This window comes from Sphingomonas changnyeongensis (assembly GCF_009913435.1).
In the GTDB taxonomy this organism is placed as follows: domain Bacteria; phylum Pseudomonadota; class Alphaproteobacteria; order Sphingomonadales; family Sphingomonadaceae; genus Sphingomonas_B; species Sphingomonas_B changnyeongensis.
Genome location: NZ_CP047895.1, coordinates 2,311,378 through 2,335,876, shown reverse-complemented (window position 1 = coordinate 2,335,876; position 24,499 = coordinate 2,311,378). Strand labels below are relative to the sequence as shown.

General features: G+C 68.9%; 25 protein-coding genes and 2 pseudogenes. 24 read left to right on the top strand and 3 right to left on the bottom strand.

The genetic code is table 11. The annotated features are described in order from the left end of the window. Positions 1-17: 17 nt before the first annotated feature. Positions 18-509 (bottom strand): 2-vinyl bacteriochlorophyllide hydratase, encoded by a 492-nt coding sequence (gene bchF / locus GVO57_RS11520; protein WP_233281356.1) that lies wholly within the window; start codon positions 507-509, stop codon positions 18-20. Positions 510-846: 337 nt separating this feature from the next. On the opposite strand from bchF, the gene GVO57_RS11515 reads away from it, so the two are divergent. The 8 genes and pseudogenes from GVO57_RS11515 (at position 847) to GVO57_RS11480 (ending at position 8,814) form a co-directional block, all read left to right on the top strand. Continuing rightward, entirely contained in the window at positions 847-1,692 is an 846-nt protein-coding gene (locus tag GVO57_RS11515) for a cobalamin B12-binding domain-containing protein (RefSeq protein WP_160593256.1), read from the top strand. Between the two features lie 12 nt (positions 1,693-1,704). Beyond that, entirely contained in the window at positions 1,705-3,099 is a 1,395-nt protein-coding gene (gene ppsR, locus GVO57_RS11510; protein WP_160593255.1) for a transcriptional regulator PpsR, read from the top strand. Between the two features lie 72 nt (positions 3,100-3,171). After that, positions 3,172-4,005 (top strand): annotated as a pseudogene (gene chlG / locus GVO57_RS11505) (chlorophyll synthase ChlG); the annotation flags it as partial. Then, positions 4,004-5,397: pseudogene (locus GVO57_RS11500) on the top strand (BCD family MFS transporter). The pseudogenes chlG and GVO57_RS11500, both read left to right, overlap by 2 nt. 56 nt (positions 5,398-5,453) lie before the next feature. Continuing rightward, a complete protein-coding gene (locus GVO57_RS11495) occupies positions 5,454-6,644 on the top strand; it encodes a geranylgeranyl diphosphate reductase (protein ID WP_160593254.1) in 1,191 nt (396 codons plus the stop codon). A gap of 14 nt (positions 6,645-6,658) precedes the next feature. Beyond that, entirely contained in the window at positions 6,659-7,123 is a 465-nt protein-coding gene (locus GVO57_RS11490; RefSeq protein WP_233281355.1) for a TspO/MBR family protein, read from the top strand. Positions 7,124-7,127: 4 nt separating this feature from the next. Further along, a complete protein-coding gene (locus GVO57_RS11485) occupies positions 7,128-7,454 on the top strand; it encodes a hypothetical protein (protein WP_233281354.1) in 327 nt (108 codons plus the stop codon). Positions 7,455-7,554: 100 nt separating this feature from the next. After that, positions 7,555-8,814: a DUF3422 family protein gene (locus GVO57_RS11480; RefSeq protein WP_160593252.1), complete on the top strand. Its 1,260-nt coding sequence runs from the start codon at positions 7,555-7,557 to the stop codon at positions 8,812-8,814. A gap of 55 nt (positions 8,815-8,869) precedes the next feature. Here the strand turns inward: GVO57_RS11480 and GVO57_RS11475 are convergent, their stop codons facing one another. Next, a complete protein-coding gene (locus tag GVO57_RS11475) occupies positions 8,870-10,507 on the bottom strand; it encodes a thiamine pyrophosphate-binding protein (protein WP_160593251.1) in 1,638 nt (545 codons plus the stop codon). A gap of 149 nt (positions 10,508-10,656) precedes the next feature. On the opposite strand from GVO57_RS11475, the gene GVO57_RS11470 reads away from it, so the two are divergent. The 16 genes from GVO57_RS11470 (at position 10,657) to nadC (ending at position 24,011) form a co-directional block, all read left to right on the top strand. Then, positions 10,657-11,577: an SMP-30/gluconolactonase/LRE family protein gene (locus GVO57_RS11470; RefSeq protein ID WP_201752640.1), complete on the top strand. Its 921-nt coding sequence runs from the start codon at positions 10,657-10,659 to the stop codon at positions 11,575-11,577. A 107-nt stretch (positions 11,578-11,684) separates the two neighbouring features. Continuing rightward, positions 11,685-12,392 (top strand): CoA transferase subunit A, encoded by a 708-nt coding sequence (locus GVO57_RS11465; RefSeq protein ID WP_160593250.1) that lies wholly within the window; start codon positions 11,685-11,687, stop codon positions 12,390-12,392. Next, the gene (locus GVO57_RS11460; protein ID WP_160593249.1) at positions 12,392-13,024 is read left to right on the top strand and encodes a CoA transferase subunit B; all 633 of its coding nucleotides are present in this window, start codon (positions 12,392-12,394) and stop codon (positions 13,022-13,024) included. The genes GVO57_RS11465 and GVO57_RS11460 overlap by 1 nt, the downstream gene beginning before the upstream one ends. Positions 13,025-13,184: 160 nt before the next feature. Beyond that, a complete protein-coding gene (locus tag GVO57_RS11455; protein ID WP_160593248.1) occupies positions 13,185-14,537 on the top strand; it encodes a serine hydrolase domain-containing protein in 1,353 nt (450 codons plus the stop codon). A 63-nt stretch (positions 14,538-14,600) separates the two neighbouring features. Next, entirely contained in the window at positions 14,601-16,046 is a 1,446-nt protein-coding gene (leuC, locus tag GVO57_RS11450; protein WP_160593247.1) for a 3-isopropylmalate dehydratase large subunit, read from the top strand. Continuing rightward, positions 16,043-16,165, top strand: coding sequence for a hypothetical protein (locus tag GVO57_RS15305; RefSeq protein ID WP_268830434.1), 123 nt, complete (start codon positions 16,043-16,045; stop codon positions 16,163-16,165). The genes leuC and GVO57_RS15305 overlap by 4 nt, the downstream gene beginning before the upstream one ends. Continuing rightward, a complete protein-coding gene (gene leuD / locus GVO57_RS11445; protein ID WP_160593246.1) occupies positions 16,162-16,740 on the top strand; it encodes a 3-isopropylmalate dehydratase small subunit in 579 nt (192 codons plus the stop codon). Before GVO57_RS15305 ends, leuD begins: the two co-directional genes overlap by 4 nt. Positions 16,741-16,807: 67 nt before the next feature. Next, entirely contained in the window at positions 16,808-17,818 is a 1,011-nt protein-coding gene (locus GVO57_RS11440; protein WP_201752639.1) for an NADPH:quinone oxidoreductase family protein, read from the top strand. A 96-nt stretch (positions 17,819-17,914) separates the two neighbouring features. Beyond that, positions 17,915-18,238 (top strand): DUF1476 domain-containing protein, encoded by a 324-nt coding sequence (locus GVO57_RS11435; RefSeq protein ID WP_160593245.1) that lies wholly within the window; start codon positions 17,915-17,917, stop codon positions 18,236-18,238. Between the two features lie 3 nt (positions 18,239-18,241). Next, the gene (locus GVO57_RS11430; RefSeq protein WP_160593244.1) at positions 18,242-18,481 is read left to right on the top strand and encodes a BolA/IbaG family iron-sulfur metabolism protein; all 240 of its coding nucleotides are present in this window, start codon (positions 18,242-18,244) and stop codon (positions 18,479-18,481) included. A 2-nt stretch (positions 18,482-18,483) separates the two neighbouring features. Then, positions 18,484-18,816 (top strand): Grx4 family monothiol glutaredoxin, encoded by a 333-nt coding sequence (gene grxD, locus GVO57_RS11425; protein WP_160593977.1) that lies wholly within the window; start codon positions 18,484-18,486, stop codon positions 18,814-18,816. A 341-nt stretch (positions 18,817-19,157) separates the two neighbouring features. Next, on the top strand, positions 19,158-19,529 hold the full coding sequence (locus tag GVO57_RS11420; RefSeq protein WP_160593243.1) for a BlaI/MecI/CopY family transcriptional regulator: 372 nt from the start codon (positions 19,158-19,160) through the stop codon (positions 19,527-19,529). Further along, positions 19,526-21,103 carry a M56 family metallopeptidase gene (locus GVO57_RS11415; protein WP_160593242.1) on the top strand — a complete coding sequence of 526 codons (1,578 nt, stop codon included), beginning with the start codon at positions 19,526-19,528 and terminating at the stop codon, positions 21,101-21,103. Before GVO57_RS11420 ends, GVO57_RS11415 begins: the two co-directional genes overlap by 4 nt. A 68-nt stretch (positions 21,104-21,171) precedes the next feature. After that, on the top strand, positions 21,172-22,035 hold the full coding sequence (locus GVO57_RS11410; protein ID WP_160593241.1) for an MBL fold metallo-hydrolase: 864 nt from the start codon (positions 21,172-21,174) through the stop codon (positions 22,033-22,035). A 112-nt stretch (positions 22,036-22,147) separates the two neighbouring features. Further along, a complete protein-coding gene (nadA, locus tag GVO57_RS11405; protein WP_160593240.1) occupies positions 22,148-23,158 on the top strand; it encodes a quinolinate synthase NadA in 1,011 nt (336 codons plus the stop codon). Positions 23,159-23,168: 10 nt separating this feature from the next. Beyond that, on the top strand, positions 23,169-24,011 hold the full coding sequence (gene nadC, locus GVO57_RS11400; RefSeq protein WP_160593239.1) for a carboxylating nicotinate-nucleotide diphosphorylase: 843 nt from the start codon (positions 23,169-23,171) through the stop codon (positions 24,009-24,011). Here the strand turns inward: nadC and GVO57_RS11395 are convergent. Continuing rightward, positions 23,998-24,450 (bottom strand): DUF4112 domain-containing protein, encoded by a 453-nt coding sequence (locus GVO57_RS11395; RefSeq protein ID WP_160593238.1) that lies wholly within the window; start codon positions 24,448-24,450, stop codon positions 23,998-24,000. The two genes, nadC and GVO57_RS11395, sit on opposite strands and share 14 nt — an antisense overlap. Between the last annotated feature and the right edge of the window lie 49 nt (positions 24,451-24,499).

Genomic DNA, 24,499 nt, shown 5'->3' with positions numbered 1-24,499 from the left:
CAGGGCGGCGGGGCCGGTCATGCCGCAGCCAGCCCGGCGGGCCGCGCGCCGTCGCCCTGAAGCCGCGCCATGCGCAGCTTCCAGACGAACTGGCCAGCATTGACGACATAGGTCGCATAGGCGGCAAGCGCCACGGCCATGCGTTCGCCGACCGTGCCCAGATCGCCCAGCAGCATCACCATATAGGCGGTGTGCAGCGCGATCACGATCATGCTGACCGCGTCTTCCCAGAAGAACGCGTCGGCAAACAGATATTTGCCGAACACGACCTTTTCCCAGACCGCGCCGGTGACCATGATCGTATAGAGGGTGAGCGTCTTGGCGACGACCGAGGTGTCGGCCGCGAACTGGCCTTCGCCGGTCAGCAGGAAACGCGCGACGAGCGCCAGGCTGACCAGAAAGACGAGAAACTGCACGGGGGCGAGGATGCCCTGGACAAGCGTCCAGACCGTCGCATCGCGGCGGGCGCGCTGTTCCGGCGTGTAGAGCGGGCGGGCTGTGCGGCGCACGCCGGTTCCGTTCCTGTCCGGCGCTCTGTTCGGCCCCGGCCCGTCATGCAGAACTGGCCCATGATATGGTGCCGGTTCAGCCTCTGGAATGCGACGATCGTTGAGCACGCTGCGCATCTCCCCTCCGCCAAGGAAGCTACGCCGGGCGTCACACATATGTCAATCGATGTTGACGTCCAAAAAGATGGACAGTTGCCGAGAATGGCCATTGTCATTGCAATGGAAACGTCATAGCCTCCGTCCAAACAATCATAACCGCGGACGGCCCGTGTCGCAGGGTCGTTCACCAGGGGCCGACGCCATAATGCGCCGACCGCTCGTCGAAGGAGTGGGGGGAATGGCTACCGTGATCGGGTTTGGCGGCAATCAATCAGGCACCAGCCGGGCCATTCCGTCATCGCAGATCGAAAAAGGTATTGAACAGAAACTGAAAGCCGGTGGCGTCGAAGCCATCGATAACCTTGGCGCGGACCGCGCGGCTCACGCTGCCGCATCGCTGGCCGGGCCGCCCGCCATCGGCCAGTGGCGCATCGACCGTCTTGCCCGGATCGCCATTGACGGTCAGGCGCATGACGTGCTGCGCGAGATCGACGATCTGGCCCGCGCCGGCATGTCTGCCCCGACATTGTTCGTCGATCTGCTCGCCCCCGTCGCACGGCGGCTGGGCGATCTGTGGGAGGACGACCGGCTCGACTTCATCGAAGTGACGATGGGCCTGTGGCGGCTGCAGGAGGTGCTGCGCGAGATTGCCGGCCATGCGCCGCGGGCACCTGCGCCGCACATGCCGCGCACCGGCCTGTTCACGCTGCTGCCCGAGGATGTGCACAGTTTCGGCGTGGCGATGGTGCATGAATGTTTCGTGCTGGCCGGGTGGCAGGCCGAGCTGCTTGTCGCTGCCACCCGCGGGGAGATCCTGTCGGCGGTTGCTGCATCGCATCTTGATCTGTTTGGATTGACGGTTGCGAATGATAGCCATATCGGGCCTGCCCAGTCTCTGATCCGTGCAGTGCGCAGTGTCTCGATGAACCCGAATGTCCGCATCATGGTCGGTGGGCCTGTGCTCACCCGCAATCCCGGTCTGCTCGCGCAGATCGGTGCCGATGCCATGGCGGACGATGCGATCGCGGCCGTAAAGGTCGGCGAGCGTCTGGTAGATGCGGTGCGGCTGGCGGCTCCGGCGTGAGCCGCGACCGCCATGAATGACAAACCCGATCTGACTGAGCCGCGGCTGCCCTTTGCCGCCACCCAGAACTGGCCGTCCGGCGCGTGGGCCGACCAGATCGCCACCCTGCTCGCCTCGGTCGGCGATATCGCGCTGATGATCGACGCGGGCGGACATATCGTTGACATTGCCGGTGCGCCCAGCAGCCTGCGTGGTCTGCAGGCGCAGGTCGGCCGGCGCTGGATCGACACCGTCACCCCCGACAGCCGCCTGAAGATCGAGGACATGCTGGACGGCCAGTCGGCCGGGCGCTGGCGGCAGGTGACGCAGCTGGGCGATGGCGGCGATTTTCCCGTGCGCTATCTTGTCCTGCCGCTGGGTGCCGATGGGCAGCGCATCGCCATTGGCCGTGACGAGCGGGCCGGCGCGGTCCTGCAGCAGCGGCTGCTGCAGGTGCAGCAGTCGCTGGAGCGCGATTATCTGGCGATGCGCCAGGCCGAGGCGCGTTACCGGCTGCTGTTCGACATGACGGCCGAGCCGATGCTGATCCTCGAGGCCGACAGCCGCCGGATCCGCGAGGCCAATGCCGCCGCCGCCGCGCTGCTCGGCGACAGCCAGCTGGCGGGCCAGGCACTGGTCGACCAGCTTGAGCCCGGGGACCGCGAACCCGCCATCGCCTTTTTGGGCGCGGTCGCCGCCGGGGTCGATATGGCCCCGATCCGGGTCAGGCTGGCGGACGGCGCGGCGGTCTGGCTGGCCGGCCGCGTCTATCGCCAGGCCGGGACCGGTTATCTGCTTGTCCGGCTGGGTGTGGCGGAAGCCGCCGCGTCGTCCGCCGCTGACGGCTTTGCCCATGCCGTGGCGGCCATGCCCGATGCCTTTGTGATCGCCGACCGGTCGCTGGCGATCGTCGCCGCCAATCCGGCGATGGTCGAAATCGTCCAGGCGGCGAGCGAGGAACAGCTGCGCAGCCGCCCGCTTGGCGACGTGCTCGGCCGGCCCGGCATCGACCTGGATCTGATCATGGCGCAGCTGGGCGAACATGGCGTGGCGCGCAATGTCGCGACCATCGTGCGCGGGCTGCTCGGCGGGCGCGACGAGGTCGAGGTGTCCGCCGCGCGCATCGGTCCCGACCGGTACGGGTTCACGCTGCGTGTGGTCGCGCGGCGGCTGCGCGACCTGCCGCCCGCCGAACGCGGCATGCCGCGTTCGGTCGAGCAGCTGACCGAACTGATCGGCCGCATGCCGCTCAAGGACATTGTCCGCGAATCGACCGACCTGATCGAGCGTCAGTGCATCGAGGCGGCGCTTGCCTATACGTCGAACAACCGGGCATCGGCGGCCGAAATCCTCGGGCTGAGCCGGCAGAGCCTCTATTCGAAGCTCCATCGCCACGGACTGGTCGGGTCGGAGCAGCTCGACGACTAAAGCGCTGTCCGTCAGCACCTGAAGCGTCAAGTCAGGTTGACGCTTGCCCGTGTCAATCATAGCATACACGGCATGACTCGCTCCGTGACTGCTCCGCGCGCCACCGGGCTCCCGGCACCCGCCGATGTCCTTCGGCTGCTGAAGCCGATTACCTGGTTTCCGCCGATGTGGGCGTTCATGTGCGGGGTCGTCTCGTCCGGCGTGCCGCTTGGCGAGCGCTGGTTTGTGCTCGTCCTTGGCGTGATCCTGACCGGGCCGATGGTGTGCGGCACGTCCCAGGCGGTGAATGACTGGTTCGACCGCCATGTCGACGCGATCAACGAGCCCGACCGGCCGATTCCGTCGGGGCGCATCCCCGGCCGCTGGGGGCTTTATATCGCGATCATCGGCACGCTGCTGTCGATGCTGCTGGCCGCCGGCATGGGGCGGTGGGTGTTTGCCGCGACCATTGTCGGGCTGATCTGCGCGTGGATCTACAGCGCGCCGCCGCTGCGGCTGAAGATGAGCGGCTGGTGGGGGCCGGGGATCGTCGCGCTCACTTACGAAGGGCTGAGCTGGTTCACCGGGGCCGCGATCATGGCCGCCGCGCTGCCGCCGGTGCCGGTGCTCACCATCATCCTGCTCTACAGCGCCGGCGCGCACGGCATCATGACGCTCAATGATTTCAAGGCCGAGAAGGGCGATGTGCTGATGGGCGTGCGCTCGCTGCCCGTCATTCTCGGCACCGCGCGGGCGGCGCGCCTTGCCTGTGTGGTGATGGCGGTGCCGCAGTTCATCGTGGCGGGCCTGCTTTATCGCTGGGGGCTGGAGCTTTCGGCGCTCGCGGTTGCGGTGTCGCTCGCCGTGCAGATCGCGCTGATGGCGCGGCTGCTGCGCGACCCGGCGCGGCTGGCGCCCTGGTACAATGCGACCGGCACGACGCTTTACGTGCTCGGCATGCTGGCAGCCGCGATCGGTCTTGGATCCGCGGCCGGAGGGGAGGGATATGACGGCGACGATCGGCTGGGGTGTGATCGCGCGGCTGGGCCTTGTGCAGGCCGCAATCGGCGCGATGGTGATGCTGTGCACGTCGCTGCTCAACCGGGTGATGGTGGTCGAGATCGGGCTGGTGGCTGCGGTGCCCGCCGGGCTGGTCGCCATGCATTATGCGGTGCAGCTGTCGCGTCCACTGTGGGGTCACGGGTCGGACAAGGGCGGTCGCCGCTCGACCTGGATCGTCGCCGGCATGGCGGTGCTGGCCTTTGGTGTGCTGTCGGCAGTGGATGCCGTCTATCTTCTGGCAGCGGGTGCGCGGGGCAGGGGTTTGCGCTGGCGATCTTTGCCTATCTGATGATCGGCGCGGGCGTCGGCGCCGCCGGCACCTCGCTGCTGGCGATGCTCGCCAATCTCGTGCCGGCCGAGCGCCGGGCGGGGGCGGCCGCGCTCACCTGGATCATGATGGTCGCGGGCATCGCCCTGTCGGCGGGGATTGCCGGCACGCTGCTCAAGCCGTTTTCGATGCCGCGCCTCGCGCTCGTCGCCTCGGGCGTGGTGCTGATCGCGTTCCTGCTGACATTGGTCGCGCTGGCGGGGCTGGAGGCGCGCCATGCGAACCCTGCCGCGCGGCTGCAGCGGCGCGACGGGCCGCTGCCCGGCTTTGGCGCGGCGATCGGCATGATCCTGGGCGACCGGGAGGCGCGGCGCTTCACCCTGTTCGTGTTCCTGTCGATGCTCGCCTACAATATGCAGGATCTGATCCTCGAACCCTATGCCGGGCTGGTGTTCGGCATGGCCCCCGGCGACACGACGCGCCTGTCGGGCGCGCAGCATGGCGGGGTGCTGGCGGGGATGATCCTGGCCGGGCTGATGGGCAGCGCCTTTGGCGGGCGGCGTCCGGCTGAGCTTGAACGCTGGATCGTCGGCGGCTGTGCGGGCTCGGCGCTGGCACTGGCCGGGCTGGCGGTCGCGCCGCTCGACGCAGCGGGCTGGCCGGTGGTCGCCAATGTCGTCGCGCTTGGTTTCTGCAATGGCGTGTTCGCGGTCGCCGCGATCGGCGCGATGATGGGGCTGGCCGGGGCCGATGGCGGCCGCCAGTCGGGGCTGAAAATGGGCGTGTGGGGCGCGGCGCAGGCGATTGCGTTCGGGCTGGGCGGGCTGATCGGCGCGGTCGGTGTCGATCTGCTGCGGATGCGCCCCGGCGGCGCGGCACCGGCATTCCAGATGGTGTTTGCGGTGGAGGCATTGCTGTTCGTCGCGGCGGCGGTGCTGGCCATGCGGGTCGCACGCGCGCGGCCCGCCGGGCGGATGGCGACAGCCTGAAAAATGGGCCTGAAAACGAGGGCCTGAAAACGGGGCCTGACGGGGAGGAACCGGCGATGACGACGACCTATGACGTGGTGGTGGTGGGCGGCGGGCCGGCAGGCGCGACCGCCGCGACCGATCTGGCGGCATCGGGGCGGCGTGTCGCGCTGCTCGACCGGGCCGGGCGGATCAAACCGTGCGGCGGCGCGATCCCGCCGCGGCTGATCGCCGATTTCGACATTCCCGACGCACTGATCGTCGCGCGCGTGAAGGCGGCGCGGATGATCTCGCCGACCCACAAGGCGGTCGACATGCCGGTCGGCGACGGCTTTGTCGGCATGGTCGACCGCGAGCATTTCGACGAATGGCTGCGCGAGCGTGCCGCGGCGGCGGGCGCCGAGCGCATCACCGGGCAATATGTTGCGGTCGAGCGCGACGCCGACGGCACGGCCCTGGTGTGCTGGCGCGCCGGGCGCGACGGCCCGGTCGAGCGGCTGCGCGCCCGGCTGGTGATCGGGGCCGATGGCGCACGCTCCGCCGTCGCGCGCAGCTGCATCCCGGGCGGCGACAAGGTGAAATGCGTCTTTGCCTATCATGAGATCATTGAAGCGCCCGCCGAGGACAGCGAGGATTATGCCGCCCGCCGGGCCGATGTGATCTATGAAGGGTCGCTGTCGCCCGATTTCTATTCCTGGGTGTTCCCGCACGGCACGCAGGCGAGCATCGGCGTCGGCAGTGCCGACAAGGGGTTTGGCCTGCGCGAATCCGTCGCCCGGCTGCGCGCGCGCACCGGGCTCGACCGGTGCCGCACCATCCGCCACGAAGGCGCGCCGATCCCGCTCAAGCCGCTCAAGCGTTGGGACAATGGCCGCGACGTGCTGGTGGTCGGGGATGCGGCGGGTGTCGTCGCCCCGGCATCGGGCGAGGGGATTTATTATGCCATGGCCTGCGGGCGGATGGGTGCCGAGGCGGCGGAACGCTTCCTCGCCACCGGCCGCGCCGCCGCGCTTGCTGGTGCGCGCCGCCAGTTCATGCGCGAACATGGCCGGGTGTTCTGGATCCTCGGGATCATGCAGTATTTCTGGTATTCGAGCGACAAAAGGCGCGAACGCTTCGTCAAGATCTGCGCCGATCCGGATGTGCAGCACCTGACCTGGCAGGCCTATATGCACAAGAAGCTCGTCCGCGCGAAGCCGCTTGCGCATGTGCGCATCTTCCTCAAGGATATGGCTCACCTGCTGGGACTGCGACCCGTGCCGCGATGAACCGACCCTGGATCATGCCTTTCATGCTCGCCGGCCTTGCCGCGCTGGCGGTGGCGGTGATGGGCATGACGATCACCGATCTGGGGCCATGGTATCGCAGCCTCGCCCAGCCCGGCTGGGCCCCGCCCGATCCGGTCTATGGCATCGTTTGGACGACGATCTATGCGCTTGCGGCCATTGCCTCGGTGCTGGCGTGGAATGTCGTCCACACGCGCCGCGATGCAGAGACGCTGATCGGCCTGTTCGCGTTCAACGGGTTTCTGAACATCCTGTGGAGCCTGATCTTTTTCCGCATGCAGCGGCCGGACTGGGCGCTGGCCGAACTGATCGTCTTCTGGGGGTCGATTGCCGCGCTGATCCTGTTCTGCGTCCGCCGCTCGCGCGTCGCCGGGCTGCTGCTTGTTCCCTATCTGGTCTGGGTGACCATCGCCGGGCTGCTCAACTGGGAGATTGTCCGGCTGAACGGGCCGTTCGGGTGACGGGGTGGCGGTGTTGAACGGGATGATCCCGGCGCTCGACGGGCTGGCCGCCGCCTATTTCGCCAGCGGGCGGGCGGCCGATGCGATTCTGGTCGTGCTCGCGCTCGAGTTTGGCTGGCTGTGGCGGCGGCGACGCTGGTCGGCTGCCGGGGCGCTGGCGGCGGTGCTGCCGGGGGCGATGTTCGTCCTCGGGCTGCGCGCCGCGCTGGTCGGTGCGCCCTGGCCGCTGATCGCCCTGCCGCTGGCCGGGGCGCTGCCCGCGCATCTCTGGGATCTGGCGCGGCGTGAACAAGGGCGCGGCAGGGTGGCGTCCGGCGTGCGCTCCGGTTGACTTTGCGCGCCGCAGGGCGGACGTTCGGGCTGAGGGGGCGGGTGCCGTGGCACCCCTGTTCCGCCGTTCTGTTTGTTGTTCCGGTGATGGAGGCAAGGCGGTGGATTTTCATAAGGATCGCGACCGCCTGCTGGCCGAGGCGCATGCCCGGCCCTCCACACCCGTCGCGCTGCCTGCGCTGGTGACGCGCATCGCCGCCCTGTCCGGTCAGGACGGCGGCGAGGCGGACTGGCGGCACATGGCGGCATTGTGCCGCCAGCTGAAGCGCGAGGCCCCGCATCCGGGGATGCGCTGGTGGTCGCTCGATGCGGGCGGCTGGCAGCTGCGCTGGGAACGCCATTCGGAGTTTTCGAGCTGGACGTTCGTCGCCCCGCCGGCCGAGGGCATGGACAGCGCGCTGGACGGCGTGCCGGAGGACTGGATCGCCGCCATTCCGGGGCCGGTGCTGGTGTTCACGACCCTGAGGCTCAGGCGCGGCCACCACGCGCATGGCGAGCCGCTCGACCGGCATGAATCAATCGGTGCCCGGCTGCTCGACGGCGCAGCGACCCTGCTGACCGATCTGCGCCCCGATCAGCGCGGGATGACGCGGTTCGACGTGATCATGCACGATGACGATCCGGTGCTGGTCGGGCGGCTGGCGCTGATCCTGCTGGAGATCGAGACCTACCGGCTGATGGCGCTGCTCGCCTTTCCGCTCGCCGGCCATGCGGCGGCGCAGGTCAAGCAGATCGAGGTCGAGGCCGGCGAACTGGCGGCGCGGATTGCCGACAATCTGGGGGTGGAGGACGACCGCGCGCTGCTCACCCGGCTCGTCACTTTGTCGGGGCGGATGGAGGCGCTCAGCGCCTCGACCAATTTCCGCTTCGCCGCGGGCGATGCCTATTACGAGATCGTGCTCGGCCGCATCGCCTCGCTGCGCGAAAGCCCGATCCCCGGCATGCAGACCATCGGCCAGTTCATGGACCGGCGGCTGGGGCCGGCGATGCGCACCTGTGCAAGCGTGGCGCAGCGCGAACGCGCGGTCATCGCCCGCATCGCCCGCGCCGGGCAGATGCTCAACACCCGCATCGAGCTGGTGACGCAGGCGATTAACGCCGATCTGCTGCAATCGATGAACCGGCGCACGCTCGCGCAGCTGCGCCTGCAGCAGACGGTCGAGGGGCTGTCGGTCGCCGCGATCTCCTATTACGCCTTTTCGCTGCTCGTCTATCCGCTCAAAGGCCTGTCGCACCTCTGGCCGGGCTTTGACGTGGCGCTGGCCTCAGCCGTGCTCGCGCCGGTCGTGGTGGCGCTGGTCTGGCTCGCGCTCGCCCGCATCCGCCGGCGGCTGCACGACGAACCTGGTGAGCGGGCGTGACGGCCTGTCCGGACATGCGCTGAACCGCGCATGCCCTGACAGGCCCGGCCCGCGCTCAGCCGCGCAGCGCGCTGATCGTCGTGGCCGCGCTGATCACCTCGATATCGGTGACGAGGTGGAGCAGGCGGACGCCGCGTTCGGCGGTCGCGCGGGCAAGGGCAGGGGCGAAATCGGCGGTGCGTTCCACCCGCTCGGCCCAGCCGCCGAATGCCCGGGCAAAGGCGGCGAAATCCGGATTGGCGAGTTCGGTTCCCGACACGCGGCGCGGATATTCGCGCTCCTGATGCATGCGGATCGTGCCATAGCCGCCATTGTCGACGACGATCACGATCAGGTCGAGCCGGTGGCGCAGCGCGGTTGCCAGTTCCTGCCCGTTCATCAGGAAATCGCCGTCGCCCGCCAGCGCCACGACCTGCCGGCCGGGGCAGCGCAGCGCCGCCGCCACCGCCGCGGGCACGCCATAGCCCATGGCGCCTGCGGTCGGCGCCAGCTGGGTGCCATGACCCTGATAGGGCCAGTAACGGTGCCACCATCCGGAAAAATTGCCCGCGCCGTTGCAGATGATGGTGTCCGCCGGCAGCTGCGCGCGCATCGCCGCCACGCACTGGCCGAGGTCGAGCGTCACGCCGTCACGCGGGGCCGGGGTCGACCATGACTGCCACTGGCGATGCGCCTCCGCTCCGTCGGGCCGATGGCGCGCGGCGGGCGCGGCACGGGCAAAGCCCGCCATGTCGGCGCAGATCGCCAGATCGGTCCGGTAGACGCTGTGCAGTTCCTCCGGATCAGGATGGATATGGACGAGGGTCTGGCCCGGATGATCCGGGGTGACGAGCGTATAGCCATCGGTCGTCGCCTCCCCCAGCCGCGCGCCGACGACGATCAGCAGATCGGCGGCGCGGATCCGCGCGACCAGCGCCGGATTGGGGCCATAGCCAAGATTGCCCGCCCAGACCGGGCAGTCATTGGGCACCGCATCCTGGCGGCGGAACGCCGCTGCCACGGGCAGACCGATCCGCGTCGCCCAATCGGCAAAGGCGGTGCCGGCCTCGGCGCTCCAGTCCGCGCCGCCGATGATCGCGACCGGACGCTCAGCGGCGTCGATCAGCCCGGCCAGCCGCGCCAGCGCCTGTGGGTCGGGGGCCTGGCCCGGGCGTTCCACGCGCGGCCGGTCCACGGCTTCGGCGGTGTCGCACAGCATGTCTTCGGGCAGGACGATGACGACCGGGCCGGGCCGCCCGGCCATTGCGGTCGCATAGGCGCGGGCGACATATTCGGGGATGCGGCGCACATCCTCGATCCGCAGCACCTTTTTGGCGAGCGGGCCGAACATCTGGCCGAAATCGACCTCCTGAAACGCCTCGCGGTCGCGGTCCCCGCGCGCGACATCGCCGATGAACAGGATCATCGGCAGCGAATCCTGCATCGCCACATGCACGCCGATGGTGGCGTTGGTCGCCCCCGGCCCGCGCGTGACAAAGGCGATGCCCGGCCGCCCGGTCAGCTTGCCGTCGGCCGCCGCCATGAAGGCGACGCCGCCTTCCTGCCGCGCGACGACCAGATCGATCGCCGGCGTGTCGTGCAGCGCGTCGAGCACGGCAAGGAAGCTTTCGCCCGGCACGGTGAAGATCCGGTCACAGCCCTGGGCGCTGAGATTGTCGACGAGAATGCGGCCGCCGGTGCGCGGTCCGGTCATGATATCCTCCCGGTCTGGTCTTGTCGGCCGATCCGGCCCTCGGGTTCCGGGTGAGGCAGGCGCGCCGGTCCGGTCAAGCCCCCTTTGCGCCAGCGGCATCGCGGCCTAGCCTCTGTCCCGCCAAAAAAACCGGAACGGGAGGAGAGACGATGGACGAGTTGCGCGAAGTGGCGGCGGGGCTGCGCTTTCCCGAAGGACCGGTTGCGATGGCCGATGGCAGCATCATCCTGGCCGAAATCGCCGCCGGCCGCATCACGCGCATCCGCCCGGACGGCGTGATCGAGCCGGTTGCGGAGACGGGCGGCGGCCCCAACGGCCTCGCGCTCGGCCCCGACGGGATGCTTTACTGCTGCAACAATGGCGGCTTTGCCTGGGCCGAGCAGTCGGGCCTGCTGATCCCGCACGGTGCGGCTCCTGACTGGGCGGGGGGATCGATCCAGCGGATCGACCCGGCGACCGGTCGGGTTGAGACGCTCTACACCCATGCCGGCGACGTGCAGCTGCGCGGGCCGAACGATCTGGTGTTCGACGCGCATGGCGGCTTCTGGTTCACCGACCATGGCAAGACCTTTGCCCGGTCGCGCGACGTGGTCGGCGTGTTCTACGCCCGCGCCGATGGCAGCCATATAGAGGAGGTGATCTTCCCGATGGAAAATCCCAACGGCATCGGCCTGTCGCCCGACGGGCGGCGGCTCTATGTCGCGGAGACCTATACGGCCAAGCTGTGGGCGTTCGACATCGAGGCACCGGGGCGGATCGCGCGCGGCGGCGGGCTGGCGGGCCATGGCGGCCAGCTGCTTTATGGTGCGGGCGGGTATCGCTGGTTCGACAGCCTTGGCGTCGATGCCGAGGGCAATATCTGCGTGGCGACGATCGGCGAGGCGGGGATTTCGGTGGTCGCGCCCGAAGGCGGGCTGGCACGGTTCGTCGCCATGCCCGATCCGTTCACGACCAATATCTGCTGGGGCGGCAGCGATGGCCGCACCGCCTATGTCACCCTGTCGGGCACCGGGCGGCTGGTTGCGCTGCCATGGCCCTTTGCCGGGCTGACGCTGAACGGGCGGGGGTGAGGGGGCGTGCATGGCGCGCCCGCTGCAACCGGACTTGCGTTTCGTGCAATTGACCGCCGTTCCGGGCCAGCCCTAAGCGGCGCCATCACTGGGGAGGATCTGCGAGGATGAACAAGCTTTATCCCGATGCGGCGGCGGCGCTTGAGGGCCTGCTGTCCGATGGCATGACCATCTGTTCCGGCGGCTTTGGCCTGTGCGGCATCCCGGAACGGCTGATCGACGCCATCCAGGCGTCGGGCGTCAGGAACCTGACGCTCGTTTCGAACAATGCCGGGATCGACAATGAGGGGCTGGGCAAGCTGCTGCGCAGCCGTCAGGTCGCCAAGATGATCAGCTCCTATGTCGGCGAGAACAAGGAGTTCGAGCGCCAATATCTGTCGGGCGAGCTGGAGGTCGAGTTCTGTCCGCAGGGCACGCTTGCCGAACGCTGCCGCGCGGGCGGGGCGGGGATCCCCGGCTTCTACACCAAGACCGGGGTCGGCACGCTGGTTGCCGAGGGCAAGGAGCATAAGGAGTTCGACGGCGAAACCTATATCCTTGAACGCGGCATCCGCGCTGATCTGTCGATCATCAAGGGCTGGCGCGCCGACGAGGCGGGCAATCTCCAGTTCCGCAAGACGGCGCGCAACTTCAACGCGCCGATGGCGACCGCCGGGCGCATCTGCGTGGCCGAGGTCGAGGAAGTGGTGCCGGTCGGCACCATCGATCCCGACCATGTCCATCTGCCGGGCATCTATGTGAAGCGGATGATCGTCGGCAGCCCGTATGACAAGAAGATCGAGTTCCGCACGGTGCGCACCAGGGAGGCGGCATAATGGCGTGGGATCGCAACCAGATGGCCGCACGTGCGGCGCGCGAGCTGAAGGACGGCTATTACGTCAATCTCGGCATCGGCATCCCGACGCTCGTTGCCAACAACATCCCCGAAGGCATGACCGTCACGCTCCAGTCGGAAAACGGCATGCTGGGCATCGGCCCTTTCCCGTTTGACGACGAGGTCGATGCCGATCTGATCAATGCCGGCAAGCAGACGATCTCGCAGCTGCCCTCGTCGAGCTATTTCGGATCGGACCAGAGCTTTGCGATGATCCGCGGCGGCCATATCGACCTGACCGTGCTGGGCGCGATGGAAGTGTCCGAGGGCGGCGACATCGCCAACTGGATGATCCCGGGCAAGATGGTGAAGGGCATGGGCGGGGCCATGGATCTGGTCGCCGGGGTGAAGAAGATCATCGTGGTGATGGAGCATAATGCCAAGGACGGTAGCCCGAAGTTCATCCCCGCCTGCACGCTGCCGCTCACCGGCCGCAACGTCGTCGACATGATCATCACCGATCTGGCGGTGTTCGAGCGCGCCGATCATGCCAGCCCGTTCCGGCTGATCGAAACCGCCCCCGGCGTCACCGCCGACGAGGTGCGCGCGCGGACCACGGCCAACTATCTGTAACCCGGTCGAACATGGTGTCCGGGCGGCGTGGTTCCCGCCGCCCGGGCGCTTTTGTCGCCTGAGAGCAACAACTGGTCGCGCCACGGTGCATTACCGGGTTGTGCCAAAGGCAAATGCTTGATTCACTGCTCTATAAGTTAAAAGGGCAGAGGGTCGCGCATTGGGCAACGGCACGGCGAAGCTTGGCAGGCAGCAGAATGCCGCACCGGCGGGTGCGCGGAGCGTGCGCGCGGCTGTCGGCAACGCGGCGCTGAAGCGGGCGCGGTCCCGCCCGGCGGCGATGATCGGCGGTGCTGTCGGGCTGGCCAGCCTGGTTGCGGTCATCGCCCCCGGCCTGATCGCCGCCAGCGCCCCGGCGGAGGTGGCCGCGGTTCCGAAATATCTGGACGCCCGCGCCGGGGTGACGATGGCCGCCGCAAACGGGCGGACGCGCATCGATTATCGCCGGCTGGACGAGCGGCTGACCATCGCGGCATCGAAGCCCGATATTGTCGGCATGGCGGTTGCCGTCATCGAAAATGGCGAGATCACCTTCCTCAAGGGCTATGGCGTCACCCAGGCGGCGGGCGGCGAGCCGGTCGGCCCGCAGACGGTGTTCCGCTGGGCCTCGCTGTCCAAGGGGGTGGCCTCCACGCTGGTCGGGCTGCTCGCGGCGGAGGGGCGGCTGTCGCTCGACGAGCCGGTGGCACGGTTTTCGACCAGCCTCAAACTGCCCAATAATGGCGAGCAGACGGCAACGATCGCCGACATTCTGTCGCACCGGGTCGGCATTCCGCACAATGCCAGCGACAACCGGCTGGAGGCCGGGGCGGATCCGCGTTCGCTGCGCCAGTCGCTGGCGGCGATCGCTGCATCCTGCACGCCGGGCACCTGCCACAGCTATCAGAACATCGCCTTCGACACGACGACCGAGGTGGTCGAGCGGGTGACCGGGCAGAGCTATGCCGAACAGGTCAGGCGGCGGCTGTTCGCGCCGCTCGGCATGCGCACCGCCAGCCTGACCCGCGCCGGGCTGATGGCGGCGCAGAGCTGGGCGCGCCCGCATGTCGGCCGCCGCACGGTCGAGGTGAACGACAATTATTACCGCGTGCCGGCGGCGGGCGGGGTCAACTCCTCAATCATGGATCTGGCGCTGTGGATGCGCGCGCAGATGGGCCTTGCGCCGCAGGTCGTGCCGCCGGCGGTGCTTGCCAACATCCATCAGGCGCGCGTCGATACCGGGCGGCGCGGCACGCTGTTCTCCCAGGTCATGGGGCGGTCGCAATATGCGCTGGGCTGGCGCGATTATGATTATTCCGGGCGGGCGCTGGTCGGCCATCAGGGTGCGGTGATGGGGTATCGCTCGACCATCCTGTTCGATCCGGCGGCGCGCTCGGGCGTGGCGGTGCTGTGGAACTCGCAGAGCGGCCGTCCGGTCGGTGTGCAGCTTGAAGTGCTGGAGATGCTCTACGGCCAGCCGCCGCGCGACTGGCTGAAGATCGATGGGCCAGCCGGGGCGATGGCGGCGCAATAATATTTCATCATCGCCGCTTTTTCGGCACTTTTCAGCAGCCTTCGCGCACGATAGGGGCGGAGCATGTCCAGCCAGCCGCGCACACTTTACCAGAAGATCTGGGATGCCCATGTCGTCAACCGCCGCGATGACGGCACCTGCCTGATCTATATCGACCGCCATCTCGTGCATGAGGTGACCAGCCCGCAGGCGTTCGAGGCGCTGGCGCTGGCCGGGCGGCCGGTGCGGCGGCCCGACCTGACGCTTGCGGTGCCCGACCATAATCTGCCGACGACGCCGCGCCGCGATGCCGCCGGCCGCCCGGTGCCGATCGCCGATCCCGAAAGCGCCGCCCAGCTGGAGGCGCTGGCCCGGAACGCGCCAGCAAACGGCATCCGTTATATCGAGGCGACCGATCCCGAACAGGGGATCGTCCATGTCGTCGGCCCCGAACAGGGCTTCACCCTGCCGGGCTGCACCCTGGTGTGCGGCGACAGCCATACTGCCGCGCACGGCGCGCTCGGCGCGCTCGCCTTCGGGATCGGGACGAGCGAGGTCGAGCATGTGCTCGCCACCCAGACCTTGATGCTCAAACAGTCGCGGGCGATGAACATCCGCATCGAAGGGCGGCTGGGCTTCGGCGTCGCGCCCAAGGATCTGATCCTTGCGATCATCGGCCGGATCGGCGCGGCTGGCGGCACCGGCCATGTCATCGAATATTCCGGCTCCACCATCCGCGACATGTCGGTCGAAGGGCGGCTGACCATCGCCAACATGTCGATCGAGGCGGGCGCGCGCGCCGGGCTGATCGCGCCCGATGACACGACCTTTGCCTATCTGAAGGGGCGTCCGATGGCGCCAGCGGGCGAGATGTGGGACCGGGCGGTCGCCCATTGGCGGACGCTTGCGACCGATCCCGGCGCGGTGTTCGACCGGGTGGTCGATATCGATGCCGGCGATGTCGCGCCCAGCGTCACCTGGGGCACCAGCCCCGAGGATGTCGTGCCGGTGACCGGCGCGGTGCCCGATCCGGACAGCTTTGCCGAACCCGCGCGGCGGGCGGCGGCGCTCAAGTCGCTCGACTATATGGGGCTGAAGCCGGGTCAGCTGATGGCCGATGTGGCGGTTGAGAACATCTTCATCGGCAGCTGCACGAACAGCCGGATCGAGGATCTGCGGGCGGCGGCGGCGGTGGTCGCCGGCCGCAGGCTTGCCCCCGGCATCCGCCAGGCGCTGGTCGTGCCCGGCTCCGGCCTTGTCAAGCGCGCCGCCGAGGCGGAGGGGCTGGACCGCATTTTCATCGAGGCCGGCTTTGAATGGCGCGAGCCGGGCTGTTCGGCCTGTCTGGGCATGAACCCGGACAAGGTGCCGGCGGGCGAGCGCTGTGCATCGACGTCCAACCGCAACTTTGTCGGCCGGCAGGGGCCGGGCGCGCGCACGCATCTGGTGTCGCCGGCGATGGCGGCGGCGGCGGCGGTGACCGGCCGGCTGGCCGATGTCAGGGATCTGATGGGGGGGAAAACACAATGAAGCGCGCGATCGTCCTGCTGATTGCCGGCACTCTGGTCAGCGGCGTCGCCGCCTTTGCGATGAGCGGCCCGGCCGCGCCGGTCGCGGCATCTGCACCGGCGGGGGGTGGGGCGCGATGACGCCGTTCCGCGACGTCACCGGGCGGGCGATCCCGTTCGGCCGCGCCAATGTCGATACCGACATCATCATTCCCGCCCCCTGGCTGAAGACGATCAGCCGGCAGGGGCTGGGGCGCGGCGCGTTCGAAAGCGTCCGCGCGGAGCCCGGCAATGTGTTCGACGATCCGGCCTATGCCGGTGCGCCGATCCTGATCGCGGGCGAGAATTTCGGCTGCGGATCGAGCCGCGAACATGCCGCCTGGGCGCTTGCCGATCTCGGCATCCGGGCGGTCATCGCGCCCAGTTTTTCCGACATTTTCTCGGGCAACGCGTTCAAGAACGGCATCCTGACCGTCGAGCTGCCGCGTGCGGCGATCGACCGGCTGATGGAGGTGGCGCGCGAACATCCGCTGACCGTCGATCTTGAGAGCCAGAGCGTGACATCCCCGCTGCAGGACCGGTTCGTCTTCACCCTCGACGCCTTCCGGCGCGACTGTCTGCTGAACGGGCTGGACGAGGTCGGGCTGACGCTCGGCAATGCCGACCGGATCGCCGCGTTCGAGGCGCGCCGCAGCATCGAGGCGCCCTGGCTGTGACCGCCGGTCGCCACCCGATGCCACAACACTGAGAAAAAAAGCAGAAACGGGAATAAAGGAGAGGAAGATGAAAGCCCTGTTGTCGCGCGCGCCCGGCGGGCCGGACACGCTTGAACTGGCCGAGATCGCCGACCCGGTCGCGGGGCCGGGCGAGCTGCTGGTGCGGGTGCATTATTGCGCGATCAATTATCCCGACGTGCTGGTGATAGAGGACAAATATCAGTTCAAGCCGCCGCGGCCGTTCGCCCCCGGCAGCGAGGTGTCGGGCATTGTCGAGGCGGTGGGCGAGGGCGTGACCGGCTGGGCGGTCGGCGACCGGATGCTGGCGCTGACCGCATCCTCGGGCGGGCTTGCCGAAAAGGTCGCGGTGCCGGCGGCGCGCGCCTTCAAGGTGCCGGACGGGCTGCCGCTGCGCGAAGCCTCTGCGCTGCTCATGACCTATGCGACCACGATCCACGGCCTGGTCGATCGCGGCCATCTGGCCGAGGGGCAGACGCTGCTGGTGCTGGGTGCGGCGGGCGGTGTCGGCCTGTCGGCGGTCGAGCTGGGCAAGGCGTTCGGCGCGCGGGTGATCGCCGCGGTGTCGAGCGCGGAAAAGGCCGAGGTCGCGCGCGCCGCCGGGGCCGACGACGTGCTCGTCTATGATCGTGCCCCGTTCGACAAGGACCAGTCGCGCGCGCTGGCCGAGGCGATCAAGGCCAAGGTCGGGCCGGAAGGCGCGCATGTGATCTACGACCCCGTGGGCGGCGACTATGCCGAACCCGCACTGCGCGCGATCGCCTGGGAAGGGCGCTATCTGGTCGTCGGCTTCCCTGCCGGCATCCCGAAGCTGCCGCTCAACCTGACGCTGCTCAAAAGCTGCGATGTGTGCGGGGTGTTCTGGGGCGCGTTCACGATGCGCGATCCCGCGCGGCACCAGGAACATGTCGCCACGCTGTTCCGGCTGTGGGCCGAAGGGCGGATCAGCCCGCGCGTCACCGAAGTCTATCCGCTGGAGCGCGGCGGCGAGGCGATCGCCAAGCTTGCCGGGCGCGGCGCCATCGGCAAGCTGGTGGTCGAGATCGCGGCGGCAGGCTGACGGCTGGGCCGTCCCTCTCGCGGGGAACCGCGCGGTCGTGCATTGCGCCGCGCGGTCCCACCCCCTATTTCGGCGGGGCAAGCAAGAGGGGTCTCCATGACGACGTTTGACGATCGCGAGCGCGCGTTCGAAGCCAAATTCGCCCGCGACGAGGAACTTCAGTTCCGCATCACCGCCCGCCGCAACAAGCTGCTCGCGCACTGGGCAGCCGAGAAGATGGGCCTGACGCCCGAGGAAACCGACGCCTATGCCAAGGCAGTGGTGCAGGCGGATTTCGAAGAGGCTGGCGACGAGGATGTGGTGCGCAAGCTGCTCGGCGATCTGACCGCCGCCGGGGTGGAGATTGACGAACCGGCCGTGCGCGAGGCGCTGGCCGACCGCATGGCCGAGGCGCGCCGCCAGTTCATCGAGGCGCAGTAAAAGATGCCGATGGCCGCAGCCGAGATCGAGCGGATGATCCGGGACGCGATCCCCGATGCCACCGTGACGATCACCGACCTGGCCGGGGACGGCGACCATTATGCCGCGCATGTGGTTGCCGCCAGTTTCCGCGGCGTGTCGCGCGTCGAGCGCACGCGCCGCGTCTATCAGGCCCTTGGCGGCCGCATGGGCGGGGAGCTGCACGCTCTCCAGCTCACCACCGATATTCCTGCGGGAGAATGACGATGACGGATCAGGTGCAAGACCGGATCGGCGAACTGGTCGCCGGCAATGACGTGCTGCTGTTCATGAAGGGAACCCCGCTGTTCCCGCAGTGCGGCTTTTCCAGCCGCGCGATTGCGATCCTCGACCGGCTGGGCGTTGCCTATGAAAGCGTCGATGTGCTGCAGGACATGGACATCCGCCAGGGCATCAAGGCGTTTTCGGACTGGCCGACCATCCCCCAGCTCTATGTGAAGGGCGAGTTTGTCGGCGGCTCCGACATCATGATGGAAATGTATGAAACCGGCGAGCTGGCCGCGCTGATGGCCGACAAGGGCGTCGCCCGGGCCGAATGAGGCCGGCGACGTCAGGCTCCGGGTGAGGGCGGGTCCTGTGTGGGGACCGGGAGTGGACCCGCCCTCGGGGAGTGACGTCGGAATGTTGTTAGAGTCGCATGTGGCGTGCCAGCGCCGGCAAAGCGCGCAAATCCGCGGCTGGCGCTGGTTAACACGGTTGCCGGTCTCGTCGCGCTTGTAAGAAATGCCGACATTTGTGCCCGGTTCCGGCGGGCCGGGCCGGCAGCGGGGTCTGGCCGCATTGCCCGCCCGGCTCGGCCGGTTCACCGACCGTTCAGTTTTCCGATGACATTTGTAATCGTAACCGGTCGCGGACCGGCTGCGATTGCGGAGTGTCGGGGATGGTCGAGCGCATCAGCGAGGCGGAGCATCAGGTGATGGAGGTCCTGTGGGATCATCCTGGCCCGATGACCGCGCAGGACGTGACCGAGGTTGCCGGCCCCGCCCATGGCTGGAGCGCGCCGACCGTCAAGACGCTGCTGTCCCGCCTGGTGGGCAAGGGTGCCGTGACCCACGAGGCGCAGGGCCGGCGCTTCCTCTATCGCCCGGCAATCGCGCGCGCCGATTACCTCGCCGGTGAATCGCAGCGGCTGGTCGACCGGCTGTTCGGCGGGCGGATCACGCCGCTGGTCGCGCATCTGGCCGAACGGCAGGCGCTCAGCCCCGACGATCTGGCCGAGATCGAGGCGCTGATCCGGGAGTTGAAGGCATGACCGGCTGGCTGGTCGAGGCGCTCGCTGCAAGCGCGCTGCTGATGATCGCCGTGCTTGTTGTGCGCCGCCCGGTCGCCGCGCGCTTCGGCCCGCACGCCGCCTATGCGCTGTGGCTGCTGCCCGCGCTCAGGCTGGTGCTGCCGCCGCTGCCGGCGGAACTGACGCTTTGGCCGGCGCTCGCCCCCGCGCCGCTTGCGACCGCGCTGCCGGGCGCGTTGCCGGTGGAGCTGGTGTTCGTCGCCGTGCCGGAGGCCGCTCAGCCGCTCGACAACGGCCCCGGGACAGCCGGGACCCTGCTTGCCGTCTGGGCGCTGGGGGCGCTCATCTTCCTCGCGGTGCATCTGTGGCGTTACCGGTCGTTCCTGGCCGCGATGCGCCGAATGGGGGTCGAACTGCCGCGCCTTGACCATGGCGGGATTGAAGTCTGGGCGAGCGCGGCTGCGCCCGGCCCGTTCGCCGCCGGCATCTTCGCCAAATCCATCGTGCTGCCGATCGACTGGCGGCAACGCTTCACCCCCGCCGAGCTGCATCTGGCGCTGGCGCATGAGGCGGCCCATCACCGCCGCCACGACATGTCGGCCAATCTGGCCGCGCTCGCCGTGCTGGCGCTGCACTGGTGGAATCCGATTGCCCATTATGCCTATCGGGCCTTCCGGCTCGATCAGGAACTGGCCTGCGACGCCGCCGTGCTGGCGGGCGCGGGGCCTGACATGCGCGTCGCTTATGGCCGCGCGATGCTGAAATCCGCGCGTGGCCGGTTGCCGGCCGCGGCCTGCGGTCTTGGGGCCGGGGATGACCTCAAGAGGAGACTGAAGATGATGGCGACCTATCGCCCCGATGCGCGCCGGGCGCGGATCGGCACACTCGTCGTGGCGCTGGCCGTGGGCGGCGGGCTGGCGCTCACCGCCTCGGGCGGGCTGGCGGCAGAAACCGGCAGCACTGTCGAACGCCGGGTGCAGACCGCGCTGCTGGCCCCGCCCGCACCCCCAGCACCGCCTGCAGCGGAGGGGACGACCCCGGTGCCGCGCGCGCCGGCCCCGCGCTGGACGGCCGACACGGGCGTTGCGGTTGCAGCGGCCCCGCCGGCGCCCCAGCCCCCGGCCGTGCCGGAAGCCCCGGCCGCCGGGGCAGCGCCGCCTGCGCCCCCCGCGCCGCCGGTGCCGCCGCGCGAGGTGCTGAGCTTTCTGCGCCAAAACGGGCAGACGACCGTCGCGATCATCGGCGATCCTGCGTTCATGTCCGGCGCGGCCATGCCGCGCATCCAGATCCGCATGGCAGGGCTTGGCGACTGCGCCCGCCCGGCAACCGAGGCGCGCGATGCACAGTCCGGTGACGCCAAGGCCGGTGACGCCAAGGCCAATAGCGGGGAAGTGCGTAAGCGCTGTTTCGTCCTGCGTTCCGATCTGGGTGACCGCGTCCGCGCCGCCGAGACGCGGGTGGCGGTGCTGGCCGCGCTCGAACAGGCGCGGACCGCGCTGGCGGCTCGCGATGACGAGGATTGGGGCCGGCGCGCGCGCGCAGAGGCGCTCCAGTCGATCGACCAGCAGATCGCGCGGCTGAAGGCCGGCAAGTAACCCACCGTCGAAACGGGCCGGCAAATCGGCGCTTGCCAAGCCGTGGGCGGGGCTTCAACGCTCCGCCCATGGACCATGAACACACCGGTCAGGCGATCACGCTCGAACCGCTGGTGCGCCGGGTGCTGGCGCCCAATCCCGGGCCGTTCACCTATCACGGCACCCAGACCTATATTGTCGGCACCGGCACGGTCGCGGTGATCGATCCCGGCCCGGATGATCCGGCGCATGTCGCCGCCCTGATGGCGGCGGTCGCGGGCGAGCGGGTGACCCATATCCTGTGCACCCATACCCACCGCGATCATTCGCCGGCTGCCGCGCCGCTCAGGGCCGCAACCGGGGCGGAGCTGGTCGGCTGCGCGCCGCTGGTGCTCGACGATCTCGGCCCCCGCGCCGATGCCGCGTTCGACGCCAGCTATGCGCCCGACCGGGTGCTGGCCGATGGCGAGGCGGTGTCCGGCCCCGGCTGGACCCTGTCGGCGGTCGCAACGCCCGGCCATACCTCCAATCATCTCTGCTTCGCGCTTGCCGAAAGCGGCGCGCTGTTCACCGGCGATCATGTCATGGGCTGGTCGACCACCGTGGTCGCGCCGCCCGATGGCGATATGGCCGCTTATATGGCGAGCCTTGATCGGCTGATGGCGCGCGACGACCGCGTCTATTACCCCGCGCATGGCGACCCGATCGAGACGCCGCAGCGGCTGGTGCGCGGCCTGGCCGGTCACCGCAAGCAGCGCGAGGGGCAGATCCTCAGGCTGCTGGGCGAGGGGCTGGAGCATATCCCCGACATGGTGCAGCGCATGTATGTCGGCCTTGATCCCCGGCTGCACGGCGCTGCCGGGCGGTCGGTGCTTGCCCATCTGCTCGATCTGCTGGCGCGCGGGCGCGTTGCCGGCGGGCCGGGCGGCGAGGATCGCTGGCGGCTCGCCTGACCGGCGCGGCGCAGGACTGGGCGCAAGGCTGGCGTTTCATGGCCTGCGATCCTATGTCAGCGCCGACAACCGGCTGCTTTGGCGCAGCCGCTCACGGAGAGAGACAGGAACGATGGACGCACGCGACGGGATTGGCGGCTCGCTGGCCGGGCTCGACCTCAGGGCCGAGATCGAGCGGCTGCGCAAATCGCGCAACGCGGTCATCCTTGCCCATTATTATCAGCGGCCGGAGCTGCAGGACCTTGCCGATTTCGTCGGCGACAGCCTGGAGCTGTCGCGCAAGGCGCAGGAAACCGATGCCGAGGTGATCGCCTTTTGCGGCGTGCGCTTCATGGCCGAGACCGCGAAGATCCTGAGCCCGGAAAAGATCGTCGTCCTGCCCGACATGGACGCCGGGTGCAGCCTGGAGGACAGCTGCCAGCCGGAACAGTTCGCCGCCTTCCGCGCCGCCCATCCGGACCATATCGCGCTCACCTACATCAACTGCTCGGCGGCGGTGAAGGCGCTGTCGGACGTGATCGTCACCTCGTCTTCGGCCGAAAAGATCCTGATGCAGATCCCCAAGGACCAGAAGATCATCTTCGGTCCCGACCGCAATCTGGGCGGCTATCTGGCGCGCAAGACCGGGCGTGAGCTGCTGCTGTGGCCGGGCGTGTGCATCGTGCACGAGGCGTTTTCGGAAACCGAGCTGCTGAAGCTCAAGGCGCGGCACCCCGATGCGCCCATCGCGGCCCATCCCGAATGTCCGCCGCATCTGCTCGACCATGCCGATTTCGTCGGCTCGACCAGCGCGATCCTCGACTATGCGAAGACCGTGCCGGCGCAGACGGTGATCGTGGCGACCGAGCCGCACATCATCCACCAGATGCAAAAGGCGATGCCCGACAAGCAGTTTATCGGCGCGCCGGGGGCGGACGGCAATTGCAACTGCAACATCTGCCCGTACATGGCGCTCAACACGATGGAAAAGCTCTACATCGCGCTGCGCGACCTGGAGCCGCGCATCGAGCTGGACGAGGACCTGCGCCTCAAGGCCAAGCGCAGCCTTGACCGCATGCTGGCGATGGCCAGCGGAACCGTCGGGCTGGGCGATCTGGGGCCGCTGCGCCCCGAGCTTGGCTGAGGCTGTCGCCATGGGATTGCCGGGTGGTTTTGATCTGTCCGCATTCGTTGCGGCAACCCTCGCCGAGGATCTCGGCGCTGGCGGGGACATCACGTCGGCGGCGGTGATTCCGGCGGATGCGCGGTTCGTCGGCACGATGGCGAGCCGCGATGCGATCACCGTTGCCGGGCTGGAGGTGGCGGCGGCGTTCTTCCGCGCGCTCGACGCCGATGTCGGCATCGAGATGCTCGCGCAGGACGGCGAATGCGTGGCGGCCGGTGCGCCGCTGATGCGGCTGACGGGTGCTGCGCGGGCGATGCTGACCGCCGAGCGGTCGGCGCTCAACACCGTTCAGCATCTGTCCGGCATCGCGACGCTGACCGCCGCCTATGTGGGGGCCATTGCCGGCACGGGCGCGACCTTGCTCGACACGCGCAAGACCATCCCCGGCCTGAGGCTGCTTGAGAAATATGCGACCCGCATGGGCGGGGCGACCAATCACCGCATGGGCCTGTGGGATGCCGCGATGATCAAGGACAATCATGTCGCGGTCGCCGGCGATGTCGGCGAGGCGGTGCGCCGCGCGGCAGCCGCCGGCATTGCCGAGATCATCGTCGAGGTCGACCATATCGACCAGATCGAACCGGCGCTGGCAGCCGGCGCGACCCGGCTGCTGCTCGACAACATGGCCCCGCCTGTGCTGCGGCAGGCGGTGGCGCTGGTCGCCGGGCGGGTGCCGACCGAGGCGTCGGGCGGCGTGCGGCTGGACACCATCCGCGCCATTGCCGAAACCGGGGTCGATTATATCTCGGTCGGCCGCATCACCCAGTCGGCCCCGGCCGCCGATATCGGGCTGGATTTCAGCCCCGCCTGACCGTGCGTTCCTGCCCGGGCGGCGCAGCGTCGATGGTGGCGCCGGCGGGATGATGGCGGTCGAGATGGCGCTTGATGATCCTGAGGTTGCGGCTGTTCGACCGGAAGAAGAAATCGGGAATGGCACCGACGAACGGGATCGCGCCGAGCAGCAGGTCGATGCCGACATTGCCCCCCATGCGCGTCAGCTGCCAGCGCGACAGGCCCAGATTGCGCGCCTCCCACACCATCCATGCGCCCAGCGCCGACGCCGCAAGCGGCCCGATGCCGGGCACGAAATCGAGGATCACGTCCAGCCCGAACTGACGCCCGGTGCCCGGAATGGTGACGAGCCTTTCCATCACCGCCTCGACCGCCTCGACCCGCTGGCGCACCGCCTGCGCGTCGCGGCTGAGGTTCAGCCGGTCGGCCAGTTCGTCGATCCTGTTGACTGACACCATGCTGTTTCATCCTCCGTTCCGCCGATATGGGAGGCCCGGCGCCGCTTGA